The 25760-nt window shown below is 61.7% G+C and carries 26 protein-coding genes; 3 read left to right on the forward strand and 23 right to left on the reverse strand.

Going from position 1 to position 25760, the window contains the following annotated elements; translation table 11 throughout:
- Positions 1-75: 75 nt before the first annotated feature.
- Positions 76-246, forward strand: coding sequence for a hypothetical protein (locus CD932_RS28675; protein WP_176460862.1), 171 nt, complete (start codon positions 76-78; stop codon positions 244-246).
- 353 nt (positions 247-599) lie between these two features.
- Here CD932_RS28675 and CD932_RS03260 read toward each other — a convergent pair whose 3' ends face one another.
- The 7 genes from CD932_RS03260 to rpsF all read right to left on the reverse strand — a co-directional run bounded on the left by CD932_RS03260 (position 600) and on the right by rpsF (position 5405).
- Positions 600-1613 (reverse strand): inorganic phosphate transporter, encoded by a 1014-nt coding sequence (locus tag CD932_RS03260; RefSeq protein ID WP_094443426.1) that lies wholly within the window; start codon positions 1611-1613, stop codon positions 600-602.
- A gap of 40 nt (positions 1614-1653) precedes the next feature.
- The gene (locus CD932_RS03265) at positions 1654-2280 is read right to left on the reverse strand and encodes a DUF47 domain-containing protein (RefSeq protein ID WP_065310472.1); all 627 of its coding nucleotides are present in this window, start codon (positions 2278-2280) and stop codon (positions 1654-1656) included.
- A gap of 96 nt (positions 2281-2376) precedes the next feature.
- The gene (locus CD932_RS03270) at positions 2377-3762 is read right to left on the reverse strand and encodes a replicative DNA helicase (RefSeq protein WP_094441378.1); all 1386 of its coding nucleotides are present in this window, start codon (positions 3760-3762) and stop codon (positions 2377-2379) included.
- Between the two features lie 137 nt (positions 3763-3899).
- Positions 3900-4355 carry a 50S ribosomal protein L9 gene (rplI, locus tag CD932_RS03275; protein WP_094441379.1) on the reverse strand — a complete coding sequence of 152 codons (456 nt, stop codon included), beginning with the start codon at positions 4353-4355 and terminating at the stop codon, positions 3900-3902.
- A gap of 27 nt (positions 4356-4382) precedes the next feature.
- Complete coding sequence (gene rpsR, locus CD932_RS03280) at positions 4383-4673, reverse strand: 30S ribosomal protein S18 (RefSeq protein WP_010400024.1); 291 nt, start codon at positions 4671-4673, stop codon at positions 4383-4385.
- A 25-nt stretch (positions 4674-4698) separates the two neighbouring features.
- Complete coding sequence (gene priB / locus CD932_RS03285; protein ID WP_094441380.1) at positions 4699-4998, reverse strand: primosomal replication protein N; 300 nt, start codon at positions 4996-4998, stop codon at positions 4699-4701.
- A 17-nt stretch (positions 4999-5015) separates the two neighbouring features.
- Entirely contained in the window at positions 5016-5405 is a 390-nt protein-coding gene (gene rpsF, locus CD932_RS03290; protein ID WP_034750499.1) for a 30S ribosomal protein S6, read from the reverse strand.
- 276 nt (positions 5406-5681) lie between these two features.
- On the opposite strand from rpsF, the gene lexA reads away from it, so the two are divergent.
- The gene (lexA, locus tag CD932_RS03295) at positions 5682-6329 is read left to right on the forward strand and encodes a transcriptional repressor LexA (RefSeq protein ID WP_094441381.1); all 648 of its coding nucleotides are present in this window, start codon (positions 5682-5684) and stop codon (positions 6327-6329) included.
- 65 nt (positions 6330-6394) lie between these two features.
- On the opposite strand, the gene CD932_RS03300 is transcribed toward lexA, so the two are convergent.
- From CD932_RS03300 to leuC, 16 genes are all read right to left on the reverse strand, one after another.
- A complete protein-coding gene (locus tag CD932_RS03300; protein ID WP_094441382.1) occupies positions 6395-7636 on the reverse strand; it encodes a cystathionine gamma-synthase family protein in 1242 nt (413 codons plus the stop codon).
- 43 nt (positions 7637-7679) lie between these two features.
- Positions 7680-9203, reverse strand: a complete 1524-nt coding sequence (purF, locus tag CD932_RS03305) for an amidophosphoribosyltransferase (protein WP_094441383.1) — start codon at positions 9201-9203, stop codon at positions 7680-7682.
- A gap of 37 nt (positions 9204-9240) precedes the next feature.
- Complete coding sequence (locus CD932_RS03310; RefSeq protein WP_094441384.1) at positions 9241-9729, reverse strand: CvpA family protein; 489 nt, start codon at positions 9727-9729, stop codon at positions 9241-9243.
- Positions 9730-9756: 27 nt separating this feature from the next.
- Complete coding sequence (locus CD932_RS03315) at positions 9757-10770, reverse strand: SPOR domain-containing protein (protein WP_094441385.1); 1014 nt, start codon at positions 10768-10770, stop codon at positions 9757-9759.
- Between the two features lie 24 nt (positions 10771-10794).
- Positions 10795-12093 carry a bifunctional tetrahydrofolate synthase/dihydrofolate synthase gene (gene folC / locus CD932_RS03320; RefSeq protein ID WP_094441386.1) on the reverse strand — a complete coding sequence of 433 codons (1299 nt, stop codon included), beginning with the start codon at positions 12091-12093 and terminating at the stop codon, positions 10795-10797.
- Positions 12094-12199: 106 nt separating this feature from the next.
- Positions 12200-13072 carry an acetyl-CoA carboxylase, carboxyltransferase subunit beta gene (gene accD, locus CD932_RS03325; RefSeq protein WP_094441387.1) on the reverse strand — a complete coding sequence of 291 codons (873 nt, stop codon included), beginning with the start codon at positions 13070-13072 and terminating at the stop codon, positions 12200-12202.
- Between the two features lie 209 nt (positions 13073-13281).
- Positions 13282-14079 (reverse strand): tryptophan synthase subunit alpha, encoded by a 798-nt coding sequence (trpA, locus tag CD932_RS03330; RefSeq protein ID WP_094441388.1) that lies wholly within the window; start codon positions 14077-14079, stop codon positions 13282-13284.
- 115 nt (positions 14080-14194) lie between these two features.
- On the reverse strand, positions 14195-15439 hold the full coding sequence (trpB, locus tag CD932_RS03335; protein WP_094441389.1) for a tryptophan synthase subunit beta: 1245 nt from the start codon (positions 15437-15439) through the stop codon (positions 14195-14197).
- On the reverse strand, positions 15436-16116 hold the full coding sequence (locus CD932_RS03340) for a phosphoribosylanthranilate isomerase (protein WP_094441390.1): 681 nt from the start codon (positions 16114-16116) through the stop codon (positions 15436-15438). Before CD932_RS03340 ends, trpB begins: the two co-directional genes overlap by 4 nt.
- A 15-nt stretch (positions 16117-16131) precedes the next feature.
- On the reverse strand, positions 16132-16962 hold the full coding sequence (truA, locus tag CD932_RS03345; protein ID WP_176460863.1) for a tRNA pseudouridine(38-40) synthase TruA: 831 nt from the start codon (positions 16960-16962) through the stop codon (positions 16132-16134).
- Positions 16963-16987: 25 nt separating this feature from the next.
- Positions 16988-19477, reverse strand: coding sequence for a FimV/HubP family polar landmark protein (locus CD932_RS03350; protein ID WP_254926441.1), 2490 nt, complete (start codon positions 19475-19477; stop codon positions 16988-16990).
- A 244-nt stretch (positions 19478-19721) separates the two neighbouring features.
- Positions 19722-20849, reverse strand: coding sequence for an aspartate-semialdehyde dehydrogenase (gene asd, locus CD932_RS03355; protein ID WP_094441393.1), 1128 nt, complete (start codon positions 20847-20849; stop codon positions 19722-19724).
- A gap of 44 nt (positions 20850-20893) precedes the next feature.
- On the reverse strand, positions 20894-21964 hold the full coding sequence (leuB, locus tag CD932_RS03360; protein ID WP_094441394.1) for a 3-isopropylmalate dehydrogenase: 1071 nt from the start codon (positions 21962-21964) through the stop codon (positions 20894-20896).
- 12 nt (positions 21965-21976) lie between these two features.
- Positions 21977-22624, reverse strand: a complete 648-nt coding sequence (gene leuD / locus CD932_RS03365; protein ID WP_094441395.1) for a 3-isopropylmalate dehydratase small subunit — start codon at positions 22622-22624, stop codon at positions 21977-21979.
- Positions 22625-22677: 53 nt separating this feature from the next.
- Positions 22678-22800, reverse strand: a complete 123-nt coding sequence (locus CD932_RS28020; protein ID WP_141213158.1) for an entericidin A/B family lipoprotein — start codon at positions 22798-22800, stop codon at positions 22678-22680.
- A gap of 63 nt (positions 22801-22863) precedes the next feature.
- Positions 22864-24267 (reverse strand): 3-isopropylmalate dehydratase large subunit, encoded by a 1404-nt coding sequence (gene leuC, locus CD932_RS03370; protein ID WP_094441396.1) that lies wholly within the window; start codon positions 24265-24267, stop codon positions 22864-22866.
- A 315-nt stretch (positions 24268-24582) separates the two neighbouring features.
- On the opposite strand from leuC, the gene CD932_RS03375 reads away from it, so the two are divergent.
- Positions 24583-25713, forward strand: coding sequence for a S41 family peptidase (locus CD932_RS03375; protein ID WP_094441397.1), 1131 nt, complete (start codon positions 24583-24585; stop codon positions 25711-25713).
- The last annotated feature ends 47 nt before the right edge of the window (positions 25714-25760 follow it).

Below are 25760 nucleotides of genomic sequence, written 5' to 3' on the forward strand. Positions count from 1 at the left end.
TGCTGTGTTGGACAGCGAACAGTCTGCTGCGCCAACAATGTGCATGATGAACCTTCATTACCCAAGGAGAGCACCATGACCCAGCAAAGCGAAAAAGCGCGCGAACAGCAGCAGCGCGAAGATCAGCAAGCCCAGCATGAAGCGAACAAAAGCCGCCAGCAGGCCGAGCAGGACAAAGGCGCGATCCGCCAGAATGACGGCCTGAAGGAACATCAAGGTGGTGACAAGGGACCACGCGGCCAGTAAGATGCGCTACGAAAGGAGCTGCGGCTCCTTTTTCTTGTCCACTCTGCAGGCGCGACCCTCATGAAAAATCTGCTGACCATCGCCGGCCAGGCCCTGCTTGCCGGCCTGGCGACCGCCGTGCTCGGCTTCGTGGCGCTCGAAGTGCTGCCCTGCTCCTAGTTCGGCAGCGCGTCCGAAGGCGCTTGCGGCTACGGCGCCACCCTTGCCGTGATGGGTGCCTCCCCCTTCGTGTTCCTGGCGCTGCTGGTGGGGCTGCGCATCGGCTATGCGCGCCGGCGCGCAAGACCGGCGCAGAACGGGGGATAAAAAAAGGGAGCCTGAACGGCTCCCTTTTCAATGGTATCGATACGCCATTACATGATGTGGTGGCCGATCCACCAAGCCACTGCGGCGACAAACGCCGAGGCTGGAATCGTGAAGATCCAGGCCCACACGATATTGCCCGCCACGCCCCAGCGCACGGCCGACATCTTCTGCGCCGAGCCGACGCCGACGATGGCGCCGGTGATGGTGTGCGTGGTCGACACAGGAATGCCGAGCGCGGTCGACACGAACAGGGTGATGGCGCCGCCGGTTTCGGCGCAAAAGCCGCCCACCGGTTTCAGCTTGGTGATCTTCTGGCCCATGGTCTTGACGATGCGCCAGCCACCGAACAGGGTGCCGAAGCTGATCGCCGTGTAGCACGAGATAATGACCCACAGCGGCGGCATGGCGTCGGCCGCGCTGGAATAACCGGCGGCGATCAGCAGCATCCAGATGATGCCGATGGTTTTCTGGGCGTCATTGCCGCCGTGGCCCAGGCTGTAGGCGGCGGCCGAGGCCAGTTGCAGGCGGCGGAACCATTTGTCGACCTTGCGCGGCGTCGAGCGCACAAAAATCCACGACACGATCAGCATCATGATCGAGCCGAACACAAAGCCGAGCACGGGTGCGATGACGATAAAGGCAACGGTTTTCCACAGGCCTGCCGCGACCAGCGCGCCGGTGCCGGACTTGGCGACAGCCGCGCCCACCAGGCCGCCGATCAGCGCGTGCGAGGATGACGACGGAATGCCGTAGTACCACGTAAACAGGTTCCAGAAGATGGCGCCCATCAGCGCGCCGAAGATCACGTACTGGTCGATCACCGTCGGATCGATGGTGCCCTTGCCTACCGTGGCGGCCACGGTCAGCTGGTGAAACACGAAAATGGCGACAAAGTTGAAGGTGGCGGCCATGGCAACCGCAGTCTGCGGTTTCAATACGCCCGTCGAAACCACCGTGGCGATCGCGTTGGCGGCATCGTGGAAGCCATTCATGAAGTCAAACAGCAGCGCCAGGGCGATCAACAGGCCTAGCACGTAAATGCTGATTTGTATGGTCATTATTAGGTTCTTTTCTGATTCTGGTTCAGGACATGCCCAACGCTTACGCGTTTTCGACGATGATGCCTTCGATAATATTGGACACATCTTCGCAACGGTCGGTTACGGTTTCCAGCAGCTCGTAGATCGCCTTCATCTTGATCAGGTTGCGCACGTCCGGCTCGTCGCGGAACAATTTGGACATGGCGGCGCGCATCACGTGGTCGGCGTCGGATTCGAGGCGGTCGATCTCTTCGCAGATGGCGACGATCTTGCGCGAGTTGTCCATATTGTGCAGCAGGGCGACGGCGTCGCGCACTTTTTCGGTGCAGGCCAGCACCAGTTCGGCCAGGCGCTTGGCTTCCGGCGTGACGGCTTTCAGGTCATACAGGGAAACGGTCTGGGCCGCGTCTTCCAGCAGATCGAGGATATCGTCCTGGCGCGTGATCAGCTGGTGGATGTCGTCGCGGTCGATCGGCGTGATGAAGGTCTTGTGCAGCATTTCGACGGTGGCGTAGGTCACCTTGTCGGCCTGTTTTTCGATGCTCTCGATGGCATGCACGCGGTTTTCCAGGTCGTCGAAATTGGTCATCAGGCCCAGCATCTCTTTGGCGCCCTTGACGCACAGTTCCGCGTGCTGGTTAAACAATTCAAAAAACTTGCCCTCTGTGGGCATCAAGCGTCCAAACATGTCATTCTCCGTTAAGCATTGAGTCGTGTTATTTACTGCAGAATGCCGCCCCGCCGTTGGCTGGGGGGCGGCCGATGGAATGCCAGTGCTGCTGTGCTAATCGCCCTGGTAAAGCGCCAGGCCACCACTGTAATTGCCAAATTTGGTGTACTGTCCCATGAAGGTAAGGCGGATGCTGCCGATCGGCCCGTTACGCTGTTTGCCGATAATGATCTCGGCCGTGCCCTTGTCGGGCGAATCGGGGTTGTAGACCTCGTCGCGGTAAATGAACAGGATCACGTCGGCATCCTGCTCGATCGCGCCCGATTCGCGCAAGTCAGACATCACCGGACGCTTGTTCGGGCGCTGCTCCAGCGAGCGGTTCAGCTGGGACAGCGCGATCACCGGGCAACCGAGTTCTTTTGCCAGCCCTTTCAGGCCGCGTGAAATCTCGGAAATCTCGGTGGCGCGGTTGTCGCCGGGCGAATTGGCCGACATCAGTTGCAAGTAGTCGACGATGATCAGGCCAAGCTTGCCGCACTGGCGCGACAGGCGGCGCGAGCGGGCACGCAATTCGATCGAATTCAAGGCCGGCGTTTCGTCGATGTACAACTGCGCGTCGTTCATCTTCTGGATCGCATTGGTCAGGCGCGGCCAGTCTTCGTCGTTCAGCCGTCCCGTGCGCAGGCGGTGCTGGTCGAGCTGGCCGACCGAGCCGAGCATACGCATGGCCAGCTGGGCGCCACCCATCTCCATCGAGAACACGGCCACCGGCAAGCCGCTGTCGATGGCCACGTTCTCGCCGATATTGACGGAAAACGCCGTCTTGCCCATCGACGGGCGGCCGGCGACGATGACCAAATCACCGGGCTGCAGCCCCGAGGTCATGCGGTCGAGGTCGATGAAACCGGTCGGCACGCCGGTGATTTCACTCTGGTTGTCGCGGCTGTAGAGCTCGTCGATGCGCTCGACCACCTGCGTCAGCAGCGGCTGGATCGCGGTCCAGCCCTGGGCGCCGCGCGCGCCTTCTTCAGCAATCGCGAAGATCTTCGATTCGGCCTCGTCAAGCATCTGCTTGACTTCCTTGCCTTGCGGGCTGAAGGCCGTGCCCGAAATATCGTCGGCCACGGTGATGAGTTTGCGCAGCACGCCGCGGTCGCGCACGATCTCGGCGTAGCGCCGGATATTGGCGGCCGATGGCGTGTTTTGCGCCATCGCGTTCAGGTAAGCGAGTCCGCCCACATCCTCGGCCTTGCCGAGCTGGGTCAGGGTTTCAAAAACAGTAATGACATCGGCCGGCCTGGAGGCGTTCACCATCTTGACGATTTGCTCGAAGATGATGCGATGGTCATAGCGATAGAAGTCATCCGCATGCATGAAATCGGCAATGCGGTCATACGCGGCATTATCGCGCAGCAGGCCACCGATGACGGATTGTTCTGCTTCGATCGAATGCGGCGGTATGCGGAGGGAATCCAGTTGTGGATCTGAGGGGGCGTTCATGGCGCGAATTATACCCGCTTCGGCGTGCGGGCAAAAATAAAGGGCTGAAAATGAGCGAAAAAAAGGCCACAAAAAAGCCGGGCGAACCCGGCTTTTCGTATTGCGGCAATGCCTGCAGGCCGGGGCCTGCAAACGATTTACGCGTGTGCGTCTGGCACGACAGCAATCACCACTTCCACCACCACGTCGGTATGCAGGGCAACCGAAACGTTGTGCTCGCCAACAACTTTCAGCGGGCCGGCAGGCATGCGGATTTGTGCTTTTTCAACAGCAAAACCTTGCTTGCTCAGCGCTTCAGCGATGTCGAAGTTGGTGACGGAACCGAACAGACGGCCATCGACACCAGCTTTTTGAGCAACTTGAACGGTCAGACCGCTCAGTTTTTCGCCCTGGGCTTGCGATGCGGCCAGTTTGGCAGCAGCAGCTTTTTCCAGTTCAGCGCGCTTGACTTCGAATTCGGCGATCGCCGTAGCGGTAGCACGACGGGCCAGGCGTTGCGGGATCAGGAAGTTACGTGCGTAACCGTCCTTGACTTTGACGACTTCGCCGAGGTTACCGACGTTGACAACTTTTTCTAACAGAATGATTTGCATAGTTCTTCTCCAGGAATATCTGACCGATTAAGCGTGGTGCAGATCGGTGTATGGCAGCAGCGCGAGGAAGCGAGCGCGCTTGATTGCGGTGTCAACCTGGCGCTGGTAGTGCGCTTTGGTACCGGTCAGGCGTGCTGGCATGATCTTGCCGTTTTCCTGGACGAAGTCTTTCAGCGTGTCAACGTCTTTGTAGTCAACTTGCTCAACGTGTGCTGCGGTGAAGCGGCAGAACTTCTTGCGTTTGAACAGTGGGTTTTGCTGTTTGCGTTTTTCTTTAAGCTTGAGCTTATTTTTGTCGAACTTTTTACCGAATGCCATGTGAGGCTCCTGTATCTAAAATGCGCTAGTCAGAAATGACTGCACTAAAATCAATGATGTGAAACACCAAACTCTTGCTGTTGCGGCTTTTCCTGGCCAGGAAACCCGTGAACTGATAGACCCCGCCCAAGCTTGCCTGGCTGAACCGGCCTGAAATTTCGCCAGCGGCCAGCGCGGCAAGTTCAAACTCGGTCAAACGGGCAATACCGGCTTCCATCTGCTGCGAACTGTGTTGCAATACTGCATTCACGATCGGCAACCCTGCCGGGGTGTAGCGCAATATTTCACGCTCGGCAATGATGGCGGTAACTTGTAACTGGTTCAGCGCACGATCCTGGACTATCAGGCTGCTGCGGCGGCTGGAGCGGCGGCTGGTGCTTCGGTGCGGTGGCTTTTCGCCGCATCTTCACGCTGTACCGATTTCATCATCGGCGAAGGAGCTGTTTCAGCTTTCTTCATTTTAACGGTCAGGTGACGCAACACGGCATCATTGAATTTGAATGCAGTTTCCAGCTCGACCAGGGTCTCGTTGTCGCATTCGATGTTCAGGCAGATGTAGTGTGCTTTAGGCAGTTTCTGGATCGAGTAAGCCATTTGACGGCGGCCCCAATCTTCCACGCGGTGTACCGAACCGCCGCGGGTGGTTACGCTGGCTTTGTAGCGTTCGATCATCGCGGGCACTTGCTCGCTTTGGTCCGGATGGACGATAAAGACTATTTCATAATGACGCATGCAAACTCCTTCAGGTCGGATTGATAATCGCCCACCCCGGCGTCAAGACGGGTGTGGGAAGGTCAGCCGAAGATTATAACCGCCTTTTGCGATCCGTTCAAGCTTTGCTTGCCTGCCAGCGCCTGACGCGGCGGCTGAAGCCCCCTTTTTGCACGCCAGGCGATTTTTTCCATCGAAATCGATCGAAAATGCCGAAAGTCGCTTGCATAGTCGGCGATACTGTACAAAAATACAGACTGTTCATATAGACAGCATTTCACTATGCACCCACCATCCATGATCAAGCTGACAGCACGACAAGAACAAATCCTGAACCTGATCAAGGACGCGATTGAGAACACGGGTTTTCCTCCGACCCGCGCCGAAATCGCCAATGAATTGGGTTTCAAATCGGCCAATGCGGCCGAAGAGCATTTGCAGGCCCTGGCCCGCAAAGGCGCCATCGAGATTTCACCGGGCACCTCGCGCGGCATACGCCTGATCGGTGCGGCGAGTGCGGCGGCGGCCGGGCAGGCGCTGCCGAAAGTACCTGCCGCGCTGCTGATGTCGTTGCCCCTGATCGGCCGCGTGGCCGCCGGCTCGCCGATCCTGGCGCAGGAAAACCTGGAAGCGAGCTACAACGTCGACCCGGCCCTGTTCTCCGCCAAGCCCGACTTTTTGCTCAAGGTGCGCGGCTGGTCGATGCGCGACGCCGGCATCATGGACGGCGACTTGCTGGCCGTGAAAAAAATCGACAGCGCCAAGAACGGCCAGATCGTCGTCGCCCGCATCGGCGACGAAGTCACCGTCAAGCGCTACAAAAAAACCGGCACCCTGATCGAACTGTTCCCGGAAAACCCGGACTTCAAGGTCATTACCGTGACGCCGGAAGACGAGTTTGCCCTCGAAGGCCTGGCGGTCGGCCTGATGCGCAGCTGGCACTAATTGATTGCATGTAAAAAGGGCCGCTACAGCCATGCTGTCGCGGCCCTTTTTTATTGCCGAAGCGCTTACGCGTCCAGCGCACCCTGAAAGTCGTCGAGCAAGTCGGCTTCGTCCTCGATACCGACGGAAACACGGATCAGCGACTCGGCGATGCCCATGCTGGCACGCCGCTCGGCCCCCATCTCGTAGAAGATGGTGTGCGCCACCGGAATCACCAGGGTGCGCGTGTCGCCGAGGTTGCTCGCAGGAATGGCCAAGTTCAGGCGATTGAGGAAATCGAAGCAATCGATCCCGTCTTTCAGTTCAAAGCTGAACAAAGAACCATAGCTGCGGAACAACTCGCTTGCCAGCGCATGCTGCGGGTGCGAGGCCAGGCCCGGGTAATGCACGGCCGCCACGCGCGGATCGGCGGCCAGCATGGTGGCCAGCGCCAGGGCGTTCGAGCAGGTGCGCTCCATGCGCAAGGCCATGGTTTCGGCGCCGACGGCGAGATGGTGGGCCGCTTCCGGCCCCAGCGAGGCGCCGAAGTCGCGCAAGGCCTTGGCGCGGATCTGCGCGAGAGCCCATTGTTTGGGCGCCGCTTTTTTATAGTTCTCGACAATATTCGGGTACCGCGTCCAGTCGAACACGCCCGTATCGGTCAGGCTGCCGCCCAAGGCATGGCCGTGGCCGCCGATCGACTTGGTCAGCGCATTGACCACCAGGCCGGCACCGACCGCTTTCGGGCGGAACAGATACGGCGTGGTCATGGTGTTGTCGACGATATACAAAATGCCTTTTTCGCGGCACAACGCGCCGATTCTCGCCAGGTCGGCGATCTGCGTGCGCGGATTGGCGATGGTTTCGACAAACACGATGCGCGTGTCCGGCGTGATGGCGGCCGCCACGTTGGCCACATCGGTGGCATCGACAAACGACACGGCCATGCCCTGGTTGGTCACCGTCTGCCACAGGCTGTTGGTATTGCCAAACAAAAAGGCCGACGACACCACATGGTCGCCCGCGCGCAGCAAGGACTGCACGACCGCGCCGATGGCACCCATGCCGGTGGCAAAGCACAGGGTGCCGACGCCGTCTTCCATCTGGTTGACCTTGTCTTCCAGCGCGGAGACGGTCGGATTGCCCTGCCGGCCATAACGGAAGCCCGGCTCCTTGCCCTGGAACACCGAGGCCAGCTGGCGCGCGTCAGTGTAGCCGAATGCGACCGAGGTATGCACGGGTTTGTGCAGCGAGCCGTGTTCGATGCCCTTGCGGCGGTCGCTATGCAGGATGGTGGTGGTAAAGCCGTAGTTTTTTTTGTCGTTCATGATCGCAGAGAAAAAAAAGCCCGGCGCAGGCCGGGCAGGTTACTTATGCTTCCGTTGTCGCCAGGTTCAGGTTCAGCTGGGAACGCGGCGTGTCTTCGGGCGCGGCGGCCTTCGGGTTGTGGCGCGCATATTCCAATCGGTCCAGGTAGTCCTGCGACACGTCGCCCGTGACATAGACGCCATCGAAACACGAGGCTTCAAAGCTGGTCAGGGCCGGGTTGACGTCGGCAATGGCCTGCTTCAGGTCGTCGATATCCTGGTAGACCAGGTAATCGGCCGTGATTTCCCGGCATACCTCTTCGGTGGTGCGGCCATAGGCGATCAGCTCGTCGCGGGTCGGCATGTCGATGCCGTACACGTTCGGATAGATCACCGGTGGCGCGGCCGAAGCGAAGATCACTTTCTTGGCGCCCGCTTCGCGCGCCATCTGCACGATTTCGCGGCTGGTGGTGCCGCGCACGATGGAATCATCGACCAGCAGCACGACCTTGTCCTTGAATTCGGAAGGAATTGCGTTGAGCTTCTGGCGCACGGACTTCTTGCGCGCCGCTTGGCCCGGCATGATGAAAGTGCGGCCGATGTAACGGTTCTTGATGAAGCCTTCGCGATACTCGATGTTCAGCGCCAGGGCCAGCTGGATGGCGGCCGGACGGGAAGAATCGGGAATCGGCATGACCACGTCGATGCCGCCTTCGGGCAGTTCGCGACGGATTTTTTCAGCCAGGTATTCGCCCATTTTCAGGCGCGTGGCGTACACCGAGGCGCCGTCGATGACGGAGTCGGGACGGGCCAGGTAGACGAATTCGAAGACGCAAGGGTTGAGGCTGGCGTTGTCCGCACACTGCTGGCTGTGCAATTGCTTGTCGGCGTCGATAAACACGGCTTCGCCCGGCGCGATATCGCGCACGAAGCGAAAGCCCATGCCTTCGAGCGCCACCGATTCGGAAGCGATCAGGTACTCGGCGCCCTGCTCGGTTTCATTGATGCCCAGGCACAGCGGACGGATGCCATGCGGATCGCGGAAGGCCAGCAAGCCCACGCCGGCGATCTGCGCGACGGCGGCGTAACCGCCCTTGACGCGGCGGTTCAGCACGGTCACGGCTTTGAAGATGGCTTCCGGGTCCAGCAGCAGGCCGGTGGTGGCCTGGTGGATTTCATGCGCCAGCACGTTCAGCAGCACTTCCGAGTCGGAATCGGTATTGATGTGGCGGCGGTCGTTCTTGAACATCTCCTGCTTGAGCTGTTCCCAGTTGGTCAGGTTGCCATTGTGCGCAAGGGTAATGCCGAACGGCGCATTGACATAGAAAGGCTGCGCTTCCTCTTCGCTGGACGAACCGGCGGTCGGATAGCGGCAGTGGCCGATGCCGGAATTGCCTTGCAGCGAACGCATGTTGCGCGTGCGGAAGACGTCGCGCACCAGACCGTTGGCCTTGTGCATGGAAAACATACTACTGTGATTGGTCGCAATCCCTGCCGCGTCCTGACCGCGATGTTGCAAGAGCAACAATGCATCATAGAGCAATTGATTGACAGGTTGATGGGAAACGACGCCGACGATGCCACACATGGTGTGCTCCTGTAACTGTGCTACTGATTTAAAAAGATCAAAATTTCACGTGCTGCGCGTAAGCGGCAGGCAGAAAAGGCTTGATGGTGCGCGCGCCCTGTTCCGCGAGCGCACTGAGCATGGCGTTCTTCCAGAACGGTTGTTGCGGGATCGAGGTCATGCCGCACAAGATGACGGTGGTCAGCACAATTACAAGCCCCCGCGCCGCGCCGAACAGGCTGCCCAGCATGCGGTCAACCAGGCTCAGCCCCGTCACCTTGACCAGCGCATCAACCGTCATGCCCAGCAAGCCCATCAAGATGCGCACGCCGATAAACAGGATCACGAAGGCCAGCAGCAAGCGCACGGCCTCGCCCGGAATCACGGCCGGCAAGAACTTGGCCAGGGTCGCGCCGTAGGCATTGGCGGCCACAAACGCCACCACCCAGCTCACCAGCGACAGGATTTCCTTGATCAGGCCGCGCATCATGCTGATCAGGACCGACGTGGCCAGCACGAACAGCACCAGGTAATCGAAGATCGTCACGCCGTCAGCCCACCTGCATCACACTGCTCACGCCGGCACCAGGCTACCGCCCAGGCCGATCTTCTGCAGCTTGGCGCGGGTTTTTTCAGCTTCGTCGCGGCTACCGAACGGCCCCACGCGCACGCGGATGCGCTGGCCGCCGGGACTCGATACTTTTTGCGTATAGGAATGGATGCCCGCATCGCGCAATTTTGCCTGCAGTTCATCGACCTTGTCCTGCGTCGCCAGCGCGGCGACCTGCACCACGAACTTGCCGCCATCGCTATCGGCAGATTTTTCCTCTGCCTTGGCCTCCGCCCTGGCTGCAGGCTTGCCTTCCAGGATGGCCAGCGCGCGCGCCGCATCGTCATTCGCCTTTTCCACCTTGACCGGTTTCGGCTCAGGCCTCGGTTCCGGCTTGAGCTCATGTTTCGGTTCCGGCCTGGCTTCGACCTTGGGCTCGACCTTGGGCTCGTGTTTGGGCTCGACCTTGGGCTCGACCTTGACCGGCTTCGGCTCGACCTTGACCGGTTTCGGCTCGACATAGGTCGGCTTGACCGGCTCGGCGGCGGCCACCACGGTGGCCGGTACCGGGGAGACCGGCGTGGGCATCGGTACCGGCTTCGATTTGGCCGGCAAGGGCGTATCGACGATTTCCTCGGACTGGTCCAGGCCAGTGTTGGCCGAGCCTTGCGCCGGTACCGCCTGCGCGGGGACCGGGACCGGGACCGGGACCGGGACCACAGCGACTTTTTCCTTCGACGGAATATCGATGGCGATATCGTTGGCAGGCGACTTCGGTTCGGAATCGAGCAGCATCGGCAAGCCGACGGCCACGCCCAGGGCCAGCGCAATGGCGCCGATCAGGCGGCGGCGTGCGCGCTTTTTTTCCGGCAAGGCAGGATCGGGCGCATCCCTGCCGCCACGGCGGCTGCCGCCACCGCCGGAGGTGTTGGCGGCGCGCTTGCGGGTCGGCGACTGTGCTTCGCCAGGAACATAAAAGCCGCTGTCTTCGCCAGAGGATTCTTGCTTGTTTTTAAACAGTTTCGAGAACAAGCCCATGCGTCATTTTCAGTCGAGTGCGTTTCAGTGAAGTGAGGATTTCCTGGCCTTCATCACGCCGGCAACGGTGAGGAAGGAACCAAAGACCACAATTCTATCATTCTCACCGGCCCGGCTCATTGCATTTGCAAAAGCTTGTGCCGGATCATCGAATACGGATACCGTATGGTCAGCGCTATCGGACTTGCCTTCCAGCATGATCTGTACCTTGTCCGCCAACTCGGAAGCCGTTGCCGCGCGTGGCGAAGGCAGGCCCGCCAGGCACCAGTGGTCGACGTGTTCGCTCATGGCAGCGAGCACGCCGTCGATATCCTTGTCATGCATGGAACCGAACACGGCATAGGTGTACGGGTGAAAGCCCATATTGCCCAGATTCTGGTTCAGCGCCGAGGCCGCATGCGGGTTGTGCGCCACGTCGAGGATCACGCTGGGGCGACCCGGCAAGACCTGGAAGCGGCCCGGCAATTCCACCGTGACGAGACCGGTGCGCACTTCCTGCGCGCCGACCGGCAGTTTGAGCTTGAGCACTTCCAGCGCCGCCAGCACGGCGGCGGCGTTGAGGATCTGGTTGGCGCCGCGCAGGCTCGGGTAAGCCAGCGAATTGCGGCGCTGCTCGCGCCCGCCATAGTTCCACTGCTGCTTGTCGCCCGAGTAATTGAAGTCGCGGCCCATCAGCCACAGGTCGGCGCCGATCGCCGCCGCATGCTCGATCAGCGACTGCGGCGGCACCGGATCGCTGCAGATGGCCGCCTTGCCCGGCCGGAAGATGCCGGCCTTTTCAAAGCCGATCGCCTCGCGCGTGTCGCCCAGGTAATCGGTATGGTCGATATCGACGCTGGTGACGATGGCCACATCGGCGTCGATCACATTGACGGCGTCCAGGCGCCCGCCCAAGCCCACTTCCAGGATGGCCACGTCGAGGCCAGCGTGCGACAACAGATGCAGGATGGCCAGCGTGGTGAATTCAAAATAGGTCAGCGGCGTGTTGGCGCGCACCGCTTCGACGGCGTTAAAACTGGCGACCAGCTGTTCGTCGCTGGCCATCTCGCCCAGCACCCGGGCGCGCTCGTTAAAGTCGAGAAAGTGCGGCTTGATATACAGGCCCACTTTGTATCCTGCACGCAACAATACGGACTCCAGCATGGCGCAGGTCGAGCCCTTGCCGTTGGTGCCGGCCACCATGATCACGGGACAGGCAAAGGCGAGCTGCAGGCGCGCCTTGACGGCCTGCACGCGGTCCAGGCCCATATTGATCTGCGTTTCCGAATGCCGGGTTTCCAGCATGGCGAGCCAGTCTGGCAAAGTGGTGGGGAGGTTTTGCATGGGAGACTTCTTGATTAGAGTGCGCGAAGCGGGAAAGACAGGTAAGCCAAAACAACATCGGGGTCAGTCCCGTCGGGACTGACCCCAGCATTGACGGGGTTGGCTATTAAGCCAATACTTCCACAGCCTGATTCTGCAACAGCGCCAGCAAATGGGCGATTTCTTCGCGCATCTTGCGGCGGTCGACGATCATGTCGACGGCGCCCTTGGTGACGAGGAACTCGGCGCGCTGGAAGCCTTCCGGCAGCTTTTCGCGCACGGTGTTTTCAATCACGCGCGGGCCGGCAAAGCCGATCAGCGCTTTCGGCTCGGCAATCACCACGTCGCCCATAAAGGCGAAGGAAGCGGACACGCCGCCCATGGTCGGGTCGGTCAGCACGCTAATGAAAGGCAATTTCTTTTCCGACAGCTTGGTCAGCATGGCGGTGGTTTTCGCCATCTGCATCAGCGACAGCAAGCCTTCCTGCATGCGCGCGCCACCGGTGGCGGTAATGCAAATGAACGGCACTTTCTGCTCCAGCGCGATCTGCGCGCCGCGCACGAAGCGCTCGCCGACCACGGAACCCATCGAGCCGCCCATAAATTCGAATTCAAAGCACGCCACCACCACCGGCAAGCTCATGATGGCCCCGCCCATGACGACCATGGCGTCGGTCTCGCCGGTCGCTTCCATGGCGGACTTCAGGCGGTCAGGATACTTCTTGCTGTCCTTGAATTTCAGGGTATCGACCGGCAGGATTTCCTGGCCGATTTCATAGCGCCCGCCCGCGTCGAGCAGGCTGTCGAGGCGTTCACGCGCGCGGATGCGCATGTGATGGTCGCATTTCGGGCAGACGTGCAGGTTCGATTCCAGGTCCGTCCGGTACAGCACGGCTTCGCACGACGGGCATTTGACCCACAGGCCTTCCGGCATGGTCTTGCGCGCGGCAGCATCAGAGCGCTGTATGCGCGGTGGCAGCAGTTTTTCCAACCAACTCATATTTTTCTCCTGTTACCCTTGTCGGGCAAGAATGTCGTGTCGGTGCGTCGGTGGACGCCCCCGGCGAACGATGATGGGCGCCACGTCTTGCGGCGCCCCTTGTTTTATCTATTGCACAATATCAGCCAATTCAGTGGCCGAAGTGTAGCCGTTTATCGCCGGGCTGTCGAACTTTGCCATATTAACGCATTACTTTTAAAGCAATATTGTCAGGCATCGAGCGCGGCACGGATGCCGGCCGTAAAGCTGCGCACCGCCTCGGCTTCGCCGCCGGCAGGGGCATTTTCAATCTCCTGGATAATGCGGCTGCCGATCACCACGGCGTCGGCCACCTCGGCCACGGCGCGCGCGGTGGCCGCATCGCGGATGCCGAAACCGACGCCGATCGGCAGTTTCACGTGCTGGCGGATGGCGGCGAGGCGCTCGGCCACTTGCGCGGTATCGATATTGCCGGCGCCCGTCACGCCTTTCAGCGACACGTAATAGCTGAAGCCGCCACCGACCTTGGCCACCTGGGCGATGCGCTCTTCGGTCGAGGTGGGCGCCAGCAGGAATATCAGGTCGAGGCCACCTGCGCGCATGGCGCTGGCAAATTCTTCGCACTCTTCCGGCGGATAGTCGACCACGATGGCGCCATCGGCGCCAGCTTCTTTCGAGGCGGCAATAAAGGCGGCGCTGCCGATGCGTTCGATCGGGTTGGCGTAACCCATCAGGACCACCGGCGTGTGCGCGTTGGTGACACGGAACTGGCGCACGTATTCAAATACGTCGTGGATGCCGACATTGAATGCCAGGGCGCGCTCGCAGGCGCGCTGGATCACCGGGCCTTCGGCCATCGGGTCGGAAAACGGCACGCCCAGTTCGAGCACATCGGCGCCGCCGTCGACCAGCGCGTGCATCAGCGGCACGGTGGCGTCAGGGCCGGGGTCGCCGGCGGTGATAAAGGTGACCAGGGCGGTTTTGTTGTGGGATTTTAAGGAGGCAAAGGTGGCGGCGATACGGGACATGGGATTCTTTCTTGATGCTAGATAAATGGAATAGTTTTCAAAACCCAACAGCAAATGCCGGGGTCGGACGGGGACGCCGAGTCCCTGAGGGTCCGACCCCGGTTTCTGCCTGGGGTTATGAAAAATTCAAACCCATGCGCTCGGCCACCGTATGCATGTCCTTGTCGCCGCGGCCCGACAGGTTGGCCAGTACAATCTTATCTTTTGGCAAGGTTGCCGCCAGTTTGGCCGCGTAGGCCAGTGCGTGCGCCGACTCCAGCGCCGGGATGATGCCTTCGATATGGCAGCAGTCGTGGAACGCTTGCAGCGCTTCGTCGTCGGTGATCGAGACATATTGCGCGCGGCCCGAATCTTTCAACCAGGAATGTTCGGGACCGACGCCAGGATAGTCGAGGCCGGCCGAGACGGAATGCGTCTCGATAATTTGCCCATTGCCATCCTGCAGCAGATAGGTACGGTTGCCGTGCAACACGCCTGGATAGCCGGCCGTCAGCGAGGCCGAGTGCCTGCCCGTTTCCAGGCCTTCGCCGGCCGCTTCCACGCCGATCAGTTGCACGTCCTTCTGGTCGACATAGGGATAGAAGATCCCCATGGCGTTCGAGCCGCCGCCGATACAGGCCAGCACATAGTCGGGCTGGCGGCCCGTCATTTCCGGCATCTGCACCAGGCACTCTTCGCCGATCACGGACTGGAAGTCGCGCACCATCATCGGGTACGGGTGCGGGCCGGCCACGGTGCCGATAATGTAAAAAGTGTTTTCGATATTCGTGACCCAGTCGCGCATGGCTTCATTGAGCGCGTCTTTCAGGGTCTTGGAACCGGACTCGACCGGAACGACGGTGGCGCCCAGCAGTTTCATGCGGTAGACGTTCTGCGCCTGGCGCTTGACGTCCTCGCTGCCCATGTAGACCACGCATTCGAGGCCGAAGCGCGCGCAGATGGTGGCGGTAGCCACGCCGTGCTGGCCGGCGCCGGTTTCGGCGATGATGCGCGGTTTGCCCATGCGCCTGGCCAGCAGGGCCTGGCCGATCACGTTGTTGATCTTGTGCGCGCCCGTGTGGTTCAGGTCTTCGCGCTTGAAATAGATCTGCGCGCCGCCGGCGATTTCGGACCAGCGCCTGGCGTGGTAGATCGGCGACGGGCGGCCAACGAAATGCTTGAGCTCGTAGCGGAACTCTTCGAGAAATTCCGGGTCGGCACTGTAGCGCGCGTAGGCGTCCTTCAGTTCGGCCAGTGCGTGGGTCAGCGTTTCGGCAACGAAAGCGCCGCCGTAGGGGCCGAAGTGGCCGCGCGCGTCAGGAAAAGCGTAATCGGCGGCGTGGAACAACGGCGCAGCGCCGCTGGTATTGAATGGTTTCATGGGGTATTTCCTCTGGCAATGATGGTATCGGCATCCTGCACCGCAGCGACAAACGCGCGGACCCGGGATGCGTCCTTGATGCCCTTGGACGCTTCGACACCACTGCTGATGTCGACGGCGTAAGGGCGCACGCGCACCACTGCGTCAGTCGCGTTGTGTACGCTCAAGCCACCACTCAAAACGACCCGAGGCGCGAGTTCTTCTGGAACGAGAGACCAATCAAATACCTTTCCTGCGCCGCCGTAGGCGTCCACATAGGTATCGAGCAAGAGGCTGGAAAACAAGGGACTGGCGGCGCGATAGCGCTGTTCGTATTCTAGCAAATCTTCCGCGCTTGTGTCAGGCTTGACCCGGAACACCTGCACGAACGGCGTATGGACGGCGGCCGCGATGGCCGCGCTGTGCTCGGGCGTCTCGTCGCCGTGAAACTGCAGCAGCGACAAGCGCGCCACCGCCGCGATCGATTGCACCTCTTCCACGCTGGCATTGACGAACAGGCCTACGGTCGCCACATACGGCGGCATGGCGGCGATCAGGCCGGCCGCCTGTTGCGGCGTGACGTAGCGCGGGCTGTGCGGATAAAACACGAAGCCGATCGCATCGGCGCCAGCAGCCACGACGGCCTGGACGTCTTCGATGCGGGTCAGTCCGCAAATCTTGATACGGGTGCGTGGCATGACGATAAATCCTTTTTAAAACCAGGGCAAGGCGCTGCTGGCGTCCTGCGGCAAGTCCCATTCTGGGTCGTAATCGATTTTCGCCAGATACAGGCCGTCCGGCATGAAGGTCGGCGCGGCCGCGTGGCGGTCCTTGCTTTCCAGCAGGCAGGCGAGCCATTGCGGCGGTTCACGGCCGCTGCCGATATACACCAGCGAGCCGACCAGGTTGCGCACCATATGATGCAGAAAGGCATTGGCGGTAATGGTAAAGATGACCATATCGCCACGCCGTTCGATGCGAATCTCATGCATCAGCTTGACGGGTGACTTGGCCTGGCACTGGGCGGCGCGAAAGGCCGTGAAGTCGTGCCAGCCCAGCAAGGGCTGCACCGCCTGCCGCATCAGTTCGATGTCGAGCGGGCGGAAAAAGAAACCGGCACGCCCCTCCACCAGCGGCGAGCGGGTCGGATTGTTGTACAGCACATAGTGATAGGTGCGGGCGCGGGCGCTGAAGCGGGCGTGAAAGAAATCATTGAGCGTCGGGTCGCCCGGCAATTGCCTGGCCCAGCGCACGGCGATCGAGGCGGGCAGGAAGGCATTGACGCCGCGCACCCAGGAGTGGATGTCGCGCTGCAAGGTGGTATCGAAATGCACGACTTGCTCCAGCGCATGCACGCCGGTATCGGTGCGCCCGGCGCAGGTGGTGGCCAGGCGCACGCGGGCAAATTTCTCCAGCGCATTTTCCAGCTGGTCCTGCACCGTCAGGCCGCTTTCCTGTTTCTGGTAGCCATGCCAGGCCAGCCCGTCATACTGCAGACCCAGGACAATGCGCTTCAATGGCGTTGCTTCGTTAGTATTTTGCATCGCCGCATTATACCGGCGTACGGAATTAACTTAACAATGCCTTCATGGTGTTGGCCTTGGTCACCTGTTCCGCGCTGCCACCCTTGATCACTTCATCGATCAACTCGCGCGCGCCTTCCTTGTCGCCGATTTCCTGATAAGCAATCGCCAGGTCCAGCTTGGTATCCATTTCCATATGGATGGCCGACAGCGGGTCGTCCACGCCCGCATTGAGCGCCGGATTGGCCATCTTGTCTTCGTCCAGGTCCAGATCGATGCCGGTCAGGTCGAATTCCTGCGGCGCCGGCGGCGTTTCCGCCGGCGCCGCCGCTGCGGGCGGCGTCACGGGCTTGGCGGGCGTTGCCGGTGTGACAGGAGTCTCGGGCGTGGCTGGCGTTTCCAGGTCAAAATCGTCCAGCCCGACATTCTTCAGGGGATCGGGCAGCGGCGTCAGGCCAGGACCGAGGCCATTGGCAGGACCGCCAGGCGGCTCCAGGTCCAGGCCGAAGTCCATGCTGGCGTCGTACTGCGCCGCATCCTTGCCGTCCGCCCTGGCCGCTGGCGGCGCAGCAGGCGGCATGACGATGGGCTCGCTGGTCGACACCGGTTCGAAGTCGAGGCTGTCAAGGTCGAAGTCGAGCGGGTGACGCTCCTCGCGCGCCGGCATGGCAGTTGCGGCGGCTGGCGCAGGCGCCGCTGGCGGCAGCTCGATGTCGAAGGCGTCCTGATCGAGCGGCAAGTCGTCCACGCGCTGGCCATGCGGCGCTTCCTCGGGCGGCTTGCTCAGGCTCACCACCGCATCGACGTCGGCGTCGCCATACAAGGGATTGGTCGGATCGAGCGCCGCGCCCATGGCGGCTGCTTGCGGCCACTCGTCGCCGTGGCCACGGGTCTGGCTGTACAGTTCGCTGGCCTGGTCTTCGAAGGCGGCCACATCCCTGCGCGCCGAATAGATTTCCAGCAATTTCAAGCGTGCCGCATGGCGCTCGGGATGGGCGCGCAGGGCTTCCTTGAGGATATCTTCGGCCTGTCCATCGCGGCCATAGGCGATATATACATCGGCCTCGGCCACCGGATCGACTTCATTGGCCGCCAGCGCCGTGCCGGCGGTGACCGCCGCCACGCCAGCGGCAGCGGCGCCGGCGCCAAACAGATGGCTGGCCGCTTCGGATGGCCGGTCTTCCGGCGCCAGCGCTGGTGGCTGGTCGGCATCAACAGACGGCTCGTCCGGTGGCAGCACCGGCGCGATATATTCATGTGGCGGCGGCGTGTCTTTCCTGCGCCGTGCGATCACCAGGGCAGCGGCGGCCGCAAACAGGGCGGCCAGGGTGATGCCGATGGCGCCCATGTGCTCGCTGATAGTGTCGGCGAACGTCGGTTCCAGCGGCGAAGGCTTCCTGGCCAGCGGCACTGGCTTGGCCTTGGGCACCGGCGCTTGCGGTGCAACCGGCTGCGTTGCCGGCGCACTGGTGGCGACCTCGCCGGCCTTGGCCGGCGACGGCGCGCTCTTGTCGGCCATGGCCTTGTTCTTCACGGCCATCAGCTGTTCCAGGTCGCTGACGTTCTTCTCCAGCTCTTTCACGCGCGAGGCCGCTTCTTCCACCTGTTTCGCCTTGGCGATTTTTTCTTCCTCGCTGGCCACGGCGCTGTTGCCGGCCACCTTGGCCGCCGGTGCGGCTTTCGACAGTTTCAGCTTGTCCTGCGCTTCGCTCACCGCAGTCGGCTTTTCCTCGACACGGGTGGCGCCGATCTTGCCGCCGGTGCTTTGCGTGGCCTGCGCGGCGCGCGCGGGCGTGCTGCGCGCCACCTGTCCGGCCAGCTTGTTGCGGTAAGCCTCGAAATCGATGGCGTGCGCCGTCACCACGCCCTTGGCTTCGGCGCCATCGAGCCCGCGCACGGTCTCGTTCGACGGCACGGCCAGAATGCGGCCGGCCTGCATGCGGTTCATGTTCTGGCCCTGGAAAGCGTCGGGATTGGCGCGGTAGAGGGCGACGAGCATCATGTCGAGCGACACGCCCGAGGGCTTGAGTTCGCTGGCGATACGGCTCAGGGTGTCGCCGCGCTTGACGCGATAGTCGGCCGTCTTCTTGCCCTCGACAGCAGGCCGGGCTGGCGCAGCGACATTGCCCGGCCCCTTGTCTGGCTGCACCGGCGCGGCCACTTGCGCGCCGTGCGTCTGGCGCGCTTCCGGGGTATCGAGTACAAAGGCGTATTCGCGGGTCTGCACGCCGCCCTTGCCGCTCAGTTCGATCAGCAGATTGACCAGCGGTTCGGTCACCGGCTGCGCCGAGCTGATGCGGATATACGGCGTGCCGGTACGGGTCTCGATGGCAAACGTCAGGGCGCCCAAAGCGGGATTGAACTCGACCACGGCCCGGCGGTAGGCCTCGGGCGGCGCCAGCTTGGCCAGCAAGGCCGTGGTTTCGCCAGGCTTGACGGCGCTCAGTTCGACTTCCGCGCGCAGCGGCTGGCCCACGGCGGACAGCACCGTAATCTTGCCCAGCTCGGCCGCGTATGCCGCCGGTGACAATAACACCGCGCAAGCGACCGCGCTGCTGAGTGTTTTGATGGCGAGGGAGGCGACTCGGGGGCGAGGTTTTACAGGCATAATTGGTGGCATCTTGGTTGACATGGGAAAACAGTTACTTTTCCAGAGGTATCAACATATCATCATGCCCTGAGCTATGCAAGCGCCGCATGGTTGAGCCACCCACGGGCATGGACGAAAAAAAAGCCGGAAATCCATCCCCGGCTCATTCATGCAGCGACTTTAATATCGATCAAGCATCAAGCAAGATGCGCAGCATGCGGCGCAGCGGTTCGGCCGCGCCCCACAGCAACTGGTCGCCAACGGTAAACGCCGACAGGTAGTCGCCGCCCATGCTCATCTTGCGCACGCGGCCCACGGGAATGGTCAGGCTGCCCGTGACGGCCGCCGGCGACAGGTCGCGCACCGATGCTTCGCGCGTGTTACTCACCAGTTTCACCCATTCGTTGTTGCTGGCGATAATGTCGTTGATCTCGTCGAGCGGCACGTCTTTCTTGAGCTTGATGGTCAGCGCCTGCGAGTGGCAGCGCATGGCGCCGATGCGCACGCACAGGCCATCGACGGCAATTTCCTTGCTGCCGAAGTCAGCACCGCGGCCGAGGATCTTGTTGGTTTCCGCGCCCGCTTTCCATTCTTCCTTCGACTGGCCGTTGCCCAGGTCCTTGTCGATCCACGGGATCAGGTTGCCGGCCAGCGGCGCGCCGAACTGCTTGATCTCGTCAGCTGAATAGCCGTGCTGGGTGGCCAGCACCTGACGGTCGATTTCCAGGATGGCGGAGGCCGGGTTTTCCAGCAGCGCCTTGACGGAGCTGTTGATGGTGCCAAATTGCGTCAGCAGTTCGCGCATATGCTGCGCGCCGCCGCCCGAGGCCGCCTGGTAGGTCATCGACGTCATCCAGTCGATCAGGTCGTGCTGGAACAGGCCGCCCAGGCCCATCATCATGCACGAGACGGTGCAGTTGCCGCCGATATAGTTCTTCACGCCCTTGCCCAGCGCATCCTTGATGACGTGCAGGTTGACCGGGTCGAGCACGATGACGGCGTCTTTTTCCATGCGCAAGGTCGAGGCCGCATCGATCCAGTAGCCGTCCCAGCCGGCAGCGCGCAGCTGCGGGAAGACCGCGCTGGTGTAGTCGCCGCCCTGGCAGGAAATGATGATGTCGCACTTGGACAGTTCGGCGATGCTGTTGGCATCCTTGAGGATGGTCTCATTCTTCGCCATCGCCGGCGCCGCGCCGCCCGTGTTCGAAGTGGTGAAAAACACCGGTTCGATATGGGCGAAATCGCCCTCTTCCTGCATGCGCTGCATCAGGACCGAACCGACCATGCCGCGCCAACCTACCAAGCCTACTAATTTCATTACCATTTCCTCAGAAGAGACGGCCTGCGCCGTCATTGAAATATTTATCCCAGTGCTTTCACAACCGCGTCACCCATCGCCTCGGTACCGACCAGCGTGGTGCCCGCTTCGTGGATATCGGCCGTGCGCAAGCCTTGCGCCAGCACGCTTTTCACGGCCGCTTCGATGCGGTCGGCCTGCTCTGCGCGGTTCAGGGAATAACGCAGCATCATGGCCGCCGACAGGATGGTGGCCAGCGGATTGGCGATGCCCTTGCCGGCGATGTCGGGCGCCGAGCCGTGCGACGGTTCGTACAGACCCTTGTTGTTGGCGTCGAGCGAAGCGGACGGCAGCATGCCGATCGAACCGGTCAGCATGGCGGCCGCGTCCGACAGGATGTCGCCGAACATGTTGCCGGTGACCATCACGTCGAATTTCTTCGGTGCCCGTACCAGTTGCATGGCGGCGTTGTCGACATACATATGGTCGAGCGCGACATCGGGATATTCCTTGTGCACGTCGGTGACGATGTCTTTCCAGAACTGGAACGTTTCCAGCACATTGGCCTTGTCGACGCTGGTCAGGCGCTTGTCGCGCTTTTGCGCGGCCTGGAAGGCGACATGGGCGATGCGGCGGATTTCACCTTCCGCATAGCGCATGGTGTCGAAGCCTTCGCGCTGGCCCTTGAAGGGACCGTCCGGGCACTCGCGCACGCCACGCGGCTGGCCAAAGTAAATGTCGCCGGTCAGCTCGCGGATGATCAGAATATCCAGGCCCGACACCACTTCCGGCTTCAGCGTCGAAGCGCCCGCCAGTTCCGGATACAGAATCGCCGGACGCAGGTTGGCGAACAGGCCCAGGTTCTTGCGCAGGCCCAGAATCGCCTGCTCGGGGCGGAACTGGCGTTCCAGGTTATCGTACTGGTAGTCGCCGACAGCGCCGAACAGCACCGCATCGGCCGCCTTGGCCAGGGCCAGCGTGCCTTCCGGCAGCGGGTGGCCGTGGGCGGCATAGCCGGCGCCACCGACGGGCGCCGTTTCCAGCTCAAACGATTCACCGAGGACATTCAGGACCTTGACGGCCTGGGCGACGATTTCAGGACCGATACCGTCGCCGGGCAGGATAGCAATTTTCATGTTTTTATAGAATTAAATGACGTTGGCGAGCCAGGGCTGGTTCGTGAGATGGCGTTCTTCGAAGGCGTGGATATCGTCGGCATGGCGCAGGGTCAAACCGATATCGTCGAGGCCATTCATCAGGCAATACTTGCGGAAGGCGTCGATCTGGAACGGATACGATACGGCGCCATTGCTGGTCGAGACCCGCTGCTGCTCCAGGTCCACCACCAGTTTATAACCGGGGAAAGCCTTGACTTCATTGAACAGATGGTCGACCTGGGTCTCCGACAAGACGATCGGCAGCAGGCCGTTCTTGTAGCTGTTATTGAAGAAGATATCGGCAAACGACGGCGCGATAATGGCGCGAAAGCCATATTGATCGAGCGCCCACGGCGCATGTTCGCGCGAGGAGCCACAGCCGAAATTTTTGCGCGTCAGCAAGATCGAGGCGCCCTGGTAGCGCGGCTGGTTCAGCACGAACTCGGGGTTCAGCGGACGGCGGCTGTTGTCCTGGCCCGGCTCGCCATGGTCGAGGTAGCGCCATTCGTCGAACAGGTTGGGGCCGAAGCCGCTGCGGTGGATCGACTTCAGGAATTGCTTCGGGATAATGGCGTCGGTATCGACATTGGCGCGGTCCAGCGGAGCGACCAGGCCTTCGTAAATCGTAAATTTATCCATGCTGTATGTACTCGGTAGGACGGGCGGCGCCAGGCGCCAACCCCGCCACAGGGTTATTTTCCGCCGGCGCCGGTGACGACCTGGCCGACTTTCTGCACATCGCGGCCGATGCCCGACACGGTATTGCAGCCGGCGAGCACGAGGGAGGCGATCAGGAGGGCGAAGAGTTTTTTCATGATGAGTGTGATATCAAATAAGGGACCGGAGCCAGTGTACGCCAGCCGTTCCGGCCCCGGTAGTCATCGCAAGCCGCGCACGTCGACAAAGTGACCGGCAATCCCCGCCGCCGCCGCCATCGCCGGCGACACCAGGTGGGTACGCCCACCCTGCCCTTGCCGGCCTTCGAAGTTGCGGTTCGAGGTCGAGGCGCAGCGTTCGCCCGGTTCCAGGCGGTCGGCGTTCATCGCCAGGCACATCGAGCAGCCCGGTTCGCGCCATTCGAAACCGGCGTCCTTGAAGATGCGGTCCAGGCCTTCGCGTTCGGCCTGGTCCTTCACCAGGCCCGAACCCGGCACCACCAGCGCCAGGGTCACGTTCGAGGCGCGGTACTTGCCGCGCACCACGGCGGCCGCCGCGCGCAAGTCCTCGATGCGCGAATTGGTGCACGAACCGATAAAGACCTTGTCGATGCGGATGTCCGAGATCGGCGTGTTCGGTTTCAAGGCCATGTAGACCAGCGCCTTTTCGATGGCGTCGCGTTTGACGCTGTCTTTTTCCTGGTCGGGATCGGGTACGCGGCCGTCGATGCCAACCACCATTTCAGGCGAGGTGCCCCAGGTGACCTGCGGCTCGATTTCCGCCGCGTTCAGGGTGACGACCAGGTCGAAGCGCGCGCCCGGGTCCGAATGCAGGGTGCGCCAGTAGGCCACCGCGCGGTCCCAGTGCGGGCCGGCCGGCGAAAACGGGCGGCCCTTGACGTAGTTGATGGTGGTGTCGTCGACGCCGATGATGCCGGCGCGCGCACCCGCTTCGATCGCCATGTTACAGACCGTCATGCGCCCTTCCATCGACAGCGCGCGGATGGCCGCGCCGCCGAACTCGATACAGTAGCCGGTGCCGCCAGCCGTGCCGATCTTGCCGATAATGGCCAGCACAATGTCCTTCGCCGTCACGCCGGCCGGCATCACGCCGTCGACCTGCACCAGCATCGATTTCGATTTCTTTTGCAGCAAGGTTTGCGTGGCCAGCACGTGCTCGACTTCCGAGGTGCCGATGCCGTGCGCCAGCGCGCCGAAGGCACCATGGGTCGAGGTGTGCGAGTCGCCGCAGACGACCGTCATGCCGGGCAGGGTCGCGCCCTGCTCGGGGCCGATCACGTGCACGATGCCCTGGCGCTTGTCGTTCATGTTGAAATACGTCAGGCCGTAGTGCTTGGCGTTCTTGTCCAGCGTTTCGACCTGCAGGCGCGAGACCGGGTCGGCAATGCCGTCGGCCCGACTGGTGGTGGGCACGTTATGGTCGGCCACGGCCAGGTTGGCGGAAATGCGCCACGGCTGGCGCCCGGCGTCGCGTAGTCCGTCGAACGCTTGCGGGCTGGTCACTTCGTGCACCAGGTGCCGGTCGATATACAGAATGGTCGTGCCGTCTTCTTCGGCGCGCACCACGTGGGATTCCCAGAGTTTGTCGTAAAGCGTCTTCATCATGAGTTATGCGGCAAGGCCGCATTGCCTGTAGTAAGTGATCAAGTGAGTCCAGATTCATACGGTGATCCACATGGATTATGCCATATTTTGCCTGCCACAGAACCGAAAGCGGGCCATCCGTGGGATTGGCGATACAAAGTTCGGCCCATTTGTTGGATTTGAGCTGGAAATTGCCGATTACATCGTTCTTGTGGCATCAGGCCGGTCCTTCAGTCAGCCCGTCCGAAGCAATGACGGCGCCCCTGCAAAGCCATAGGCGTTTCAGCAACTTTCGTGTATTGTATTTTGATAACATTTCCAACGAAGATAGCATTGATGAAACGACATTTTTTTGCGACAGCCATCCTCGCTACCCTTGCCGCCAGCCATGCGCAGGCGGCCTCGCCCAGCGAGGCCTGCCTGCAGGACTTGCGCGCCCTGCCCGACTTTTTGCTGGAAAACGATACCGGCGCACGCCAGCACCTGGCGCAAAAGGGCCAAGCGTATTTCGACCAGGCGCTGGCCAGCGCCAGCGCGGCGGCGACCGGCGCAAACGATGAGGCCGCTTGCAATGTGGCGCTGTCCGAGTATCTGGGCAAGTGGCGCAAAGGCCATCTGCAGGTCGTGCCAGACAGCGCGTTGCGGCAGGACAAAGCCACTGGCAACGCCACACTGGCGACAGCCATGGCGGACAGGTCGCCATCGCTGCGACTGCTGTCGTCGCACACCGCACTGCTGACGCTGCCCAGTTTTTTCCCGCAGTACGCCAACGCCATCGCTGATTTACTGGCAAGCAAGCGCCAGGACCTGCAACGCCGGCGCAACTGGATCATCGATGTCAGGCGCAACAACGGCGGCAGCGACAGCACGTATGCCTCGCTGTTGCCATGGATCGCGTCCGGCGAGAGCGTCACCATGGGCGTAGAATGGCTGTCCACGCCGGCCAATATCGCCAACCAGGAAACCATCTGCGCGCTGTATGCGCCAGGTGACGCCAGCTGCCCGATCAGCATGGCCAAGGCCATGGAGCGCATGCGCAGCGTGCCGCCGGGCCAGTTCGTGGCGCAAATCGCGGATACGCCCATCCGCTATGCACACTTTGCCAAAGAGAAAATACAGCCGGCACGGGTGGCGGTGCTGGTCGACCGCGATTGCAGCAGCTCCTGCGAACAATTCCTGCTCGCAGCGCGGCAAAGTTTTCGCGTCAAGCTGATCGGGCGCAACAGCAATGGTGCGCTCGATTATTCGAATCTGCGCCTGCAAGCCCTGCCGTCAGGCCTGCGCCATGTGGCCTACGCCACCTCGCGCTCGACCCGCTTGCCGCATCTGCAGGTGGACCTGGACGGCATCATGCCCGACATCTATTTGCCGCAGCCCAAGGACGAAGCGGGCCGCGCCGGGGAGGTGCTGCGCGTGCAGCGCTGGCTGGAAGGCGGCAGCCTGCGCCCGGTTGACGGCGTGCAATAAAAAAAGCCTGCGGCAAAAACTCTGCCGCAGGCTTTTTTTGAAACATG

It is taken from the genome of Janthinobacterium sp. PC23-8 (genome assembly GCF_002250505.1).
GTDB lineage: Bacteria > Pseudomonadota > Gammaproteobacteria > Burkholderiales > Burkholderiaceae_D > Janthinobacterium.

Bases quoted from the DNA above. Each gene is read 5' to 3' on its own strand.
- CD932_RS28675 (WP_176460862.1), top strand. From the start codon at position 76: ATGACCCAGCAAAGCGAAAAAGCGCGCGAACAGCAGCAGCGCGAAGAT.
- purF (WP_094441383.1), bottom strand. From the start codon at position 9,203: ATGTGTGGCATCGTCGGCGTCGTTTCCCATCAACCTGTCAATCAATTG.
- accD (WP_094441387.1), bottom strand. From the start codon at position 13,072: ATGAGTTGGTTGGAAAAACTGCTGCCACCGCGCATACAGCGCTCTGAT.
- leuB (WP_094441394.1), bottom strand. From the start codon at position 21,964: ATGAAAATTGCTATCCTGCCCGGCGACGGTATCGGTCCTGAAATCGTC.
- CD932_RS03315 (WP_094441385.1), bottom strand. From the start codon at position 10,770: ATGGGCTTGTTCTCGAAACTGTTTAAAAACAAGCAAGAATCCTCTGGC.
- rpsF (WP_034750499.1), bottom strand. From the start codon at position 5,405: ATGCGTCATTATGAAATAGTCTTTATCGTCCATCCGGACCAAAGCGAG.
- rpsR (WP_010400024.1), bottom strand. From the start codon at position 4,673: ATGGCATTCGGTAAAAAGTTCGACAAAAATAAGCTCAAGCTTAAAGAA.
- trpA (WP_094441388.1), bottom strand. From the start codon at position 14,079: ATGTCCCGTATCGCCGCCACCTTTGCCTCCTTAAAATCCCACAACAAA.
- asd (WP_094441393.1), bottom strand. From the start codon at position 20,849: ATGAAATTAGTAGGCTTGGTAGGTTGGCGCGGCATGGTCGGTTCGGTC.
- rplI (WP_094441379.1), bottom strand. From the start codon at position 4,355: ATGCAAATCATTCTGTTAGAAAAAGTTGTCAACGTCGGTAACCTCGGC.
- truA (WP_176460863.1), bottom strand. From the start codon at position 16,962: ATGCAAAATACTAACGAAGCAACGCCATTGAAGCGCATTGTCCTGGGT.
- CD932_RS28020 (WP_141213158.1), bottom strand. From the start codon at position 22,800: ATGAAAAAACTCTTCGCCCTCCTGATCGCCTCCCTCGTGCTCGCCGGC.
- leuD (WP_094441395.1), bottom strand. From the start codon at position 22,624: ATGGATAAATTTACGATTTACGAAGGCCTGGTCGCTCCGCTGGACCGC.
- folC (WP_094441386.1), bottom strand. From the start codon at position 12,093: ATGCAAAACCTCCCCACCACTTTGCCAGACTGGCTCGCCATGCTGGAA.
- CD932_RS03270 (WP_094441378.1), bottom strand. From the start codon at position 3,762: ATGAACGCCCCCTCAGATCCACAACTGGATTCCCTCCGCATACCGCCG.
- lexA (WP_094441381.1), top strand. From the start codon at position 5,682: ATGATCAAGCTGACAGCACGACAAGAACAAATCCTGAACCTGATCAAG.
- CD932_RS03340 (WP_094441390.1), bottom strand. From the start codon at position 16,116: ATGCCACGCACCCGTATCAAGATTTGCGGACTGACCCGCATCGAAGAC.
- CD932_RS03375 (WP_094441397.1), top strand. From the start codon at position 24,583: ATGAAACGACATTTTTTTGCGACAGCCATCCTCGCTACCCTTGCCGCC.
- trpB (WP_094441389.1), bottom strand. From the start codon at position 15,439: ATGAAACCATTCAATACCAGCGGCGCTGCGCCGTTGTTCCACGCCGCC.
- CD932_RS03300 (WP_094441382.1), bottom strand. From the start codon at position 7,636: ATGAACGACAAAAAAAACTACGGCTTTACCACCACCATCCTGCATAGC.
- leuC (WP_094441396.1), bottom strand. From the start codon at position 24,267: ATGATGAAGACGCTTTACGACAAACTCTGGGAATCCCACGTGGTGCGC.
- CD932_RS03265 (WP_065310472.1), bottom strand. From the start codon at position 2,280: ATGTTTGGACGCTTGATGCCCACAGAGGGCAAGTTTTTTGAATTGTTT.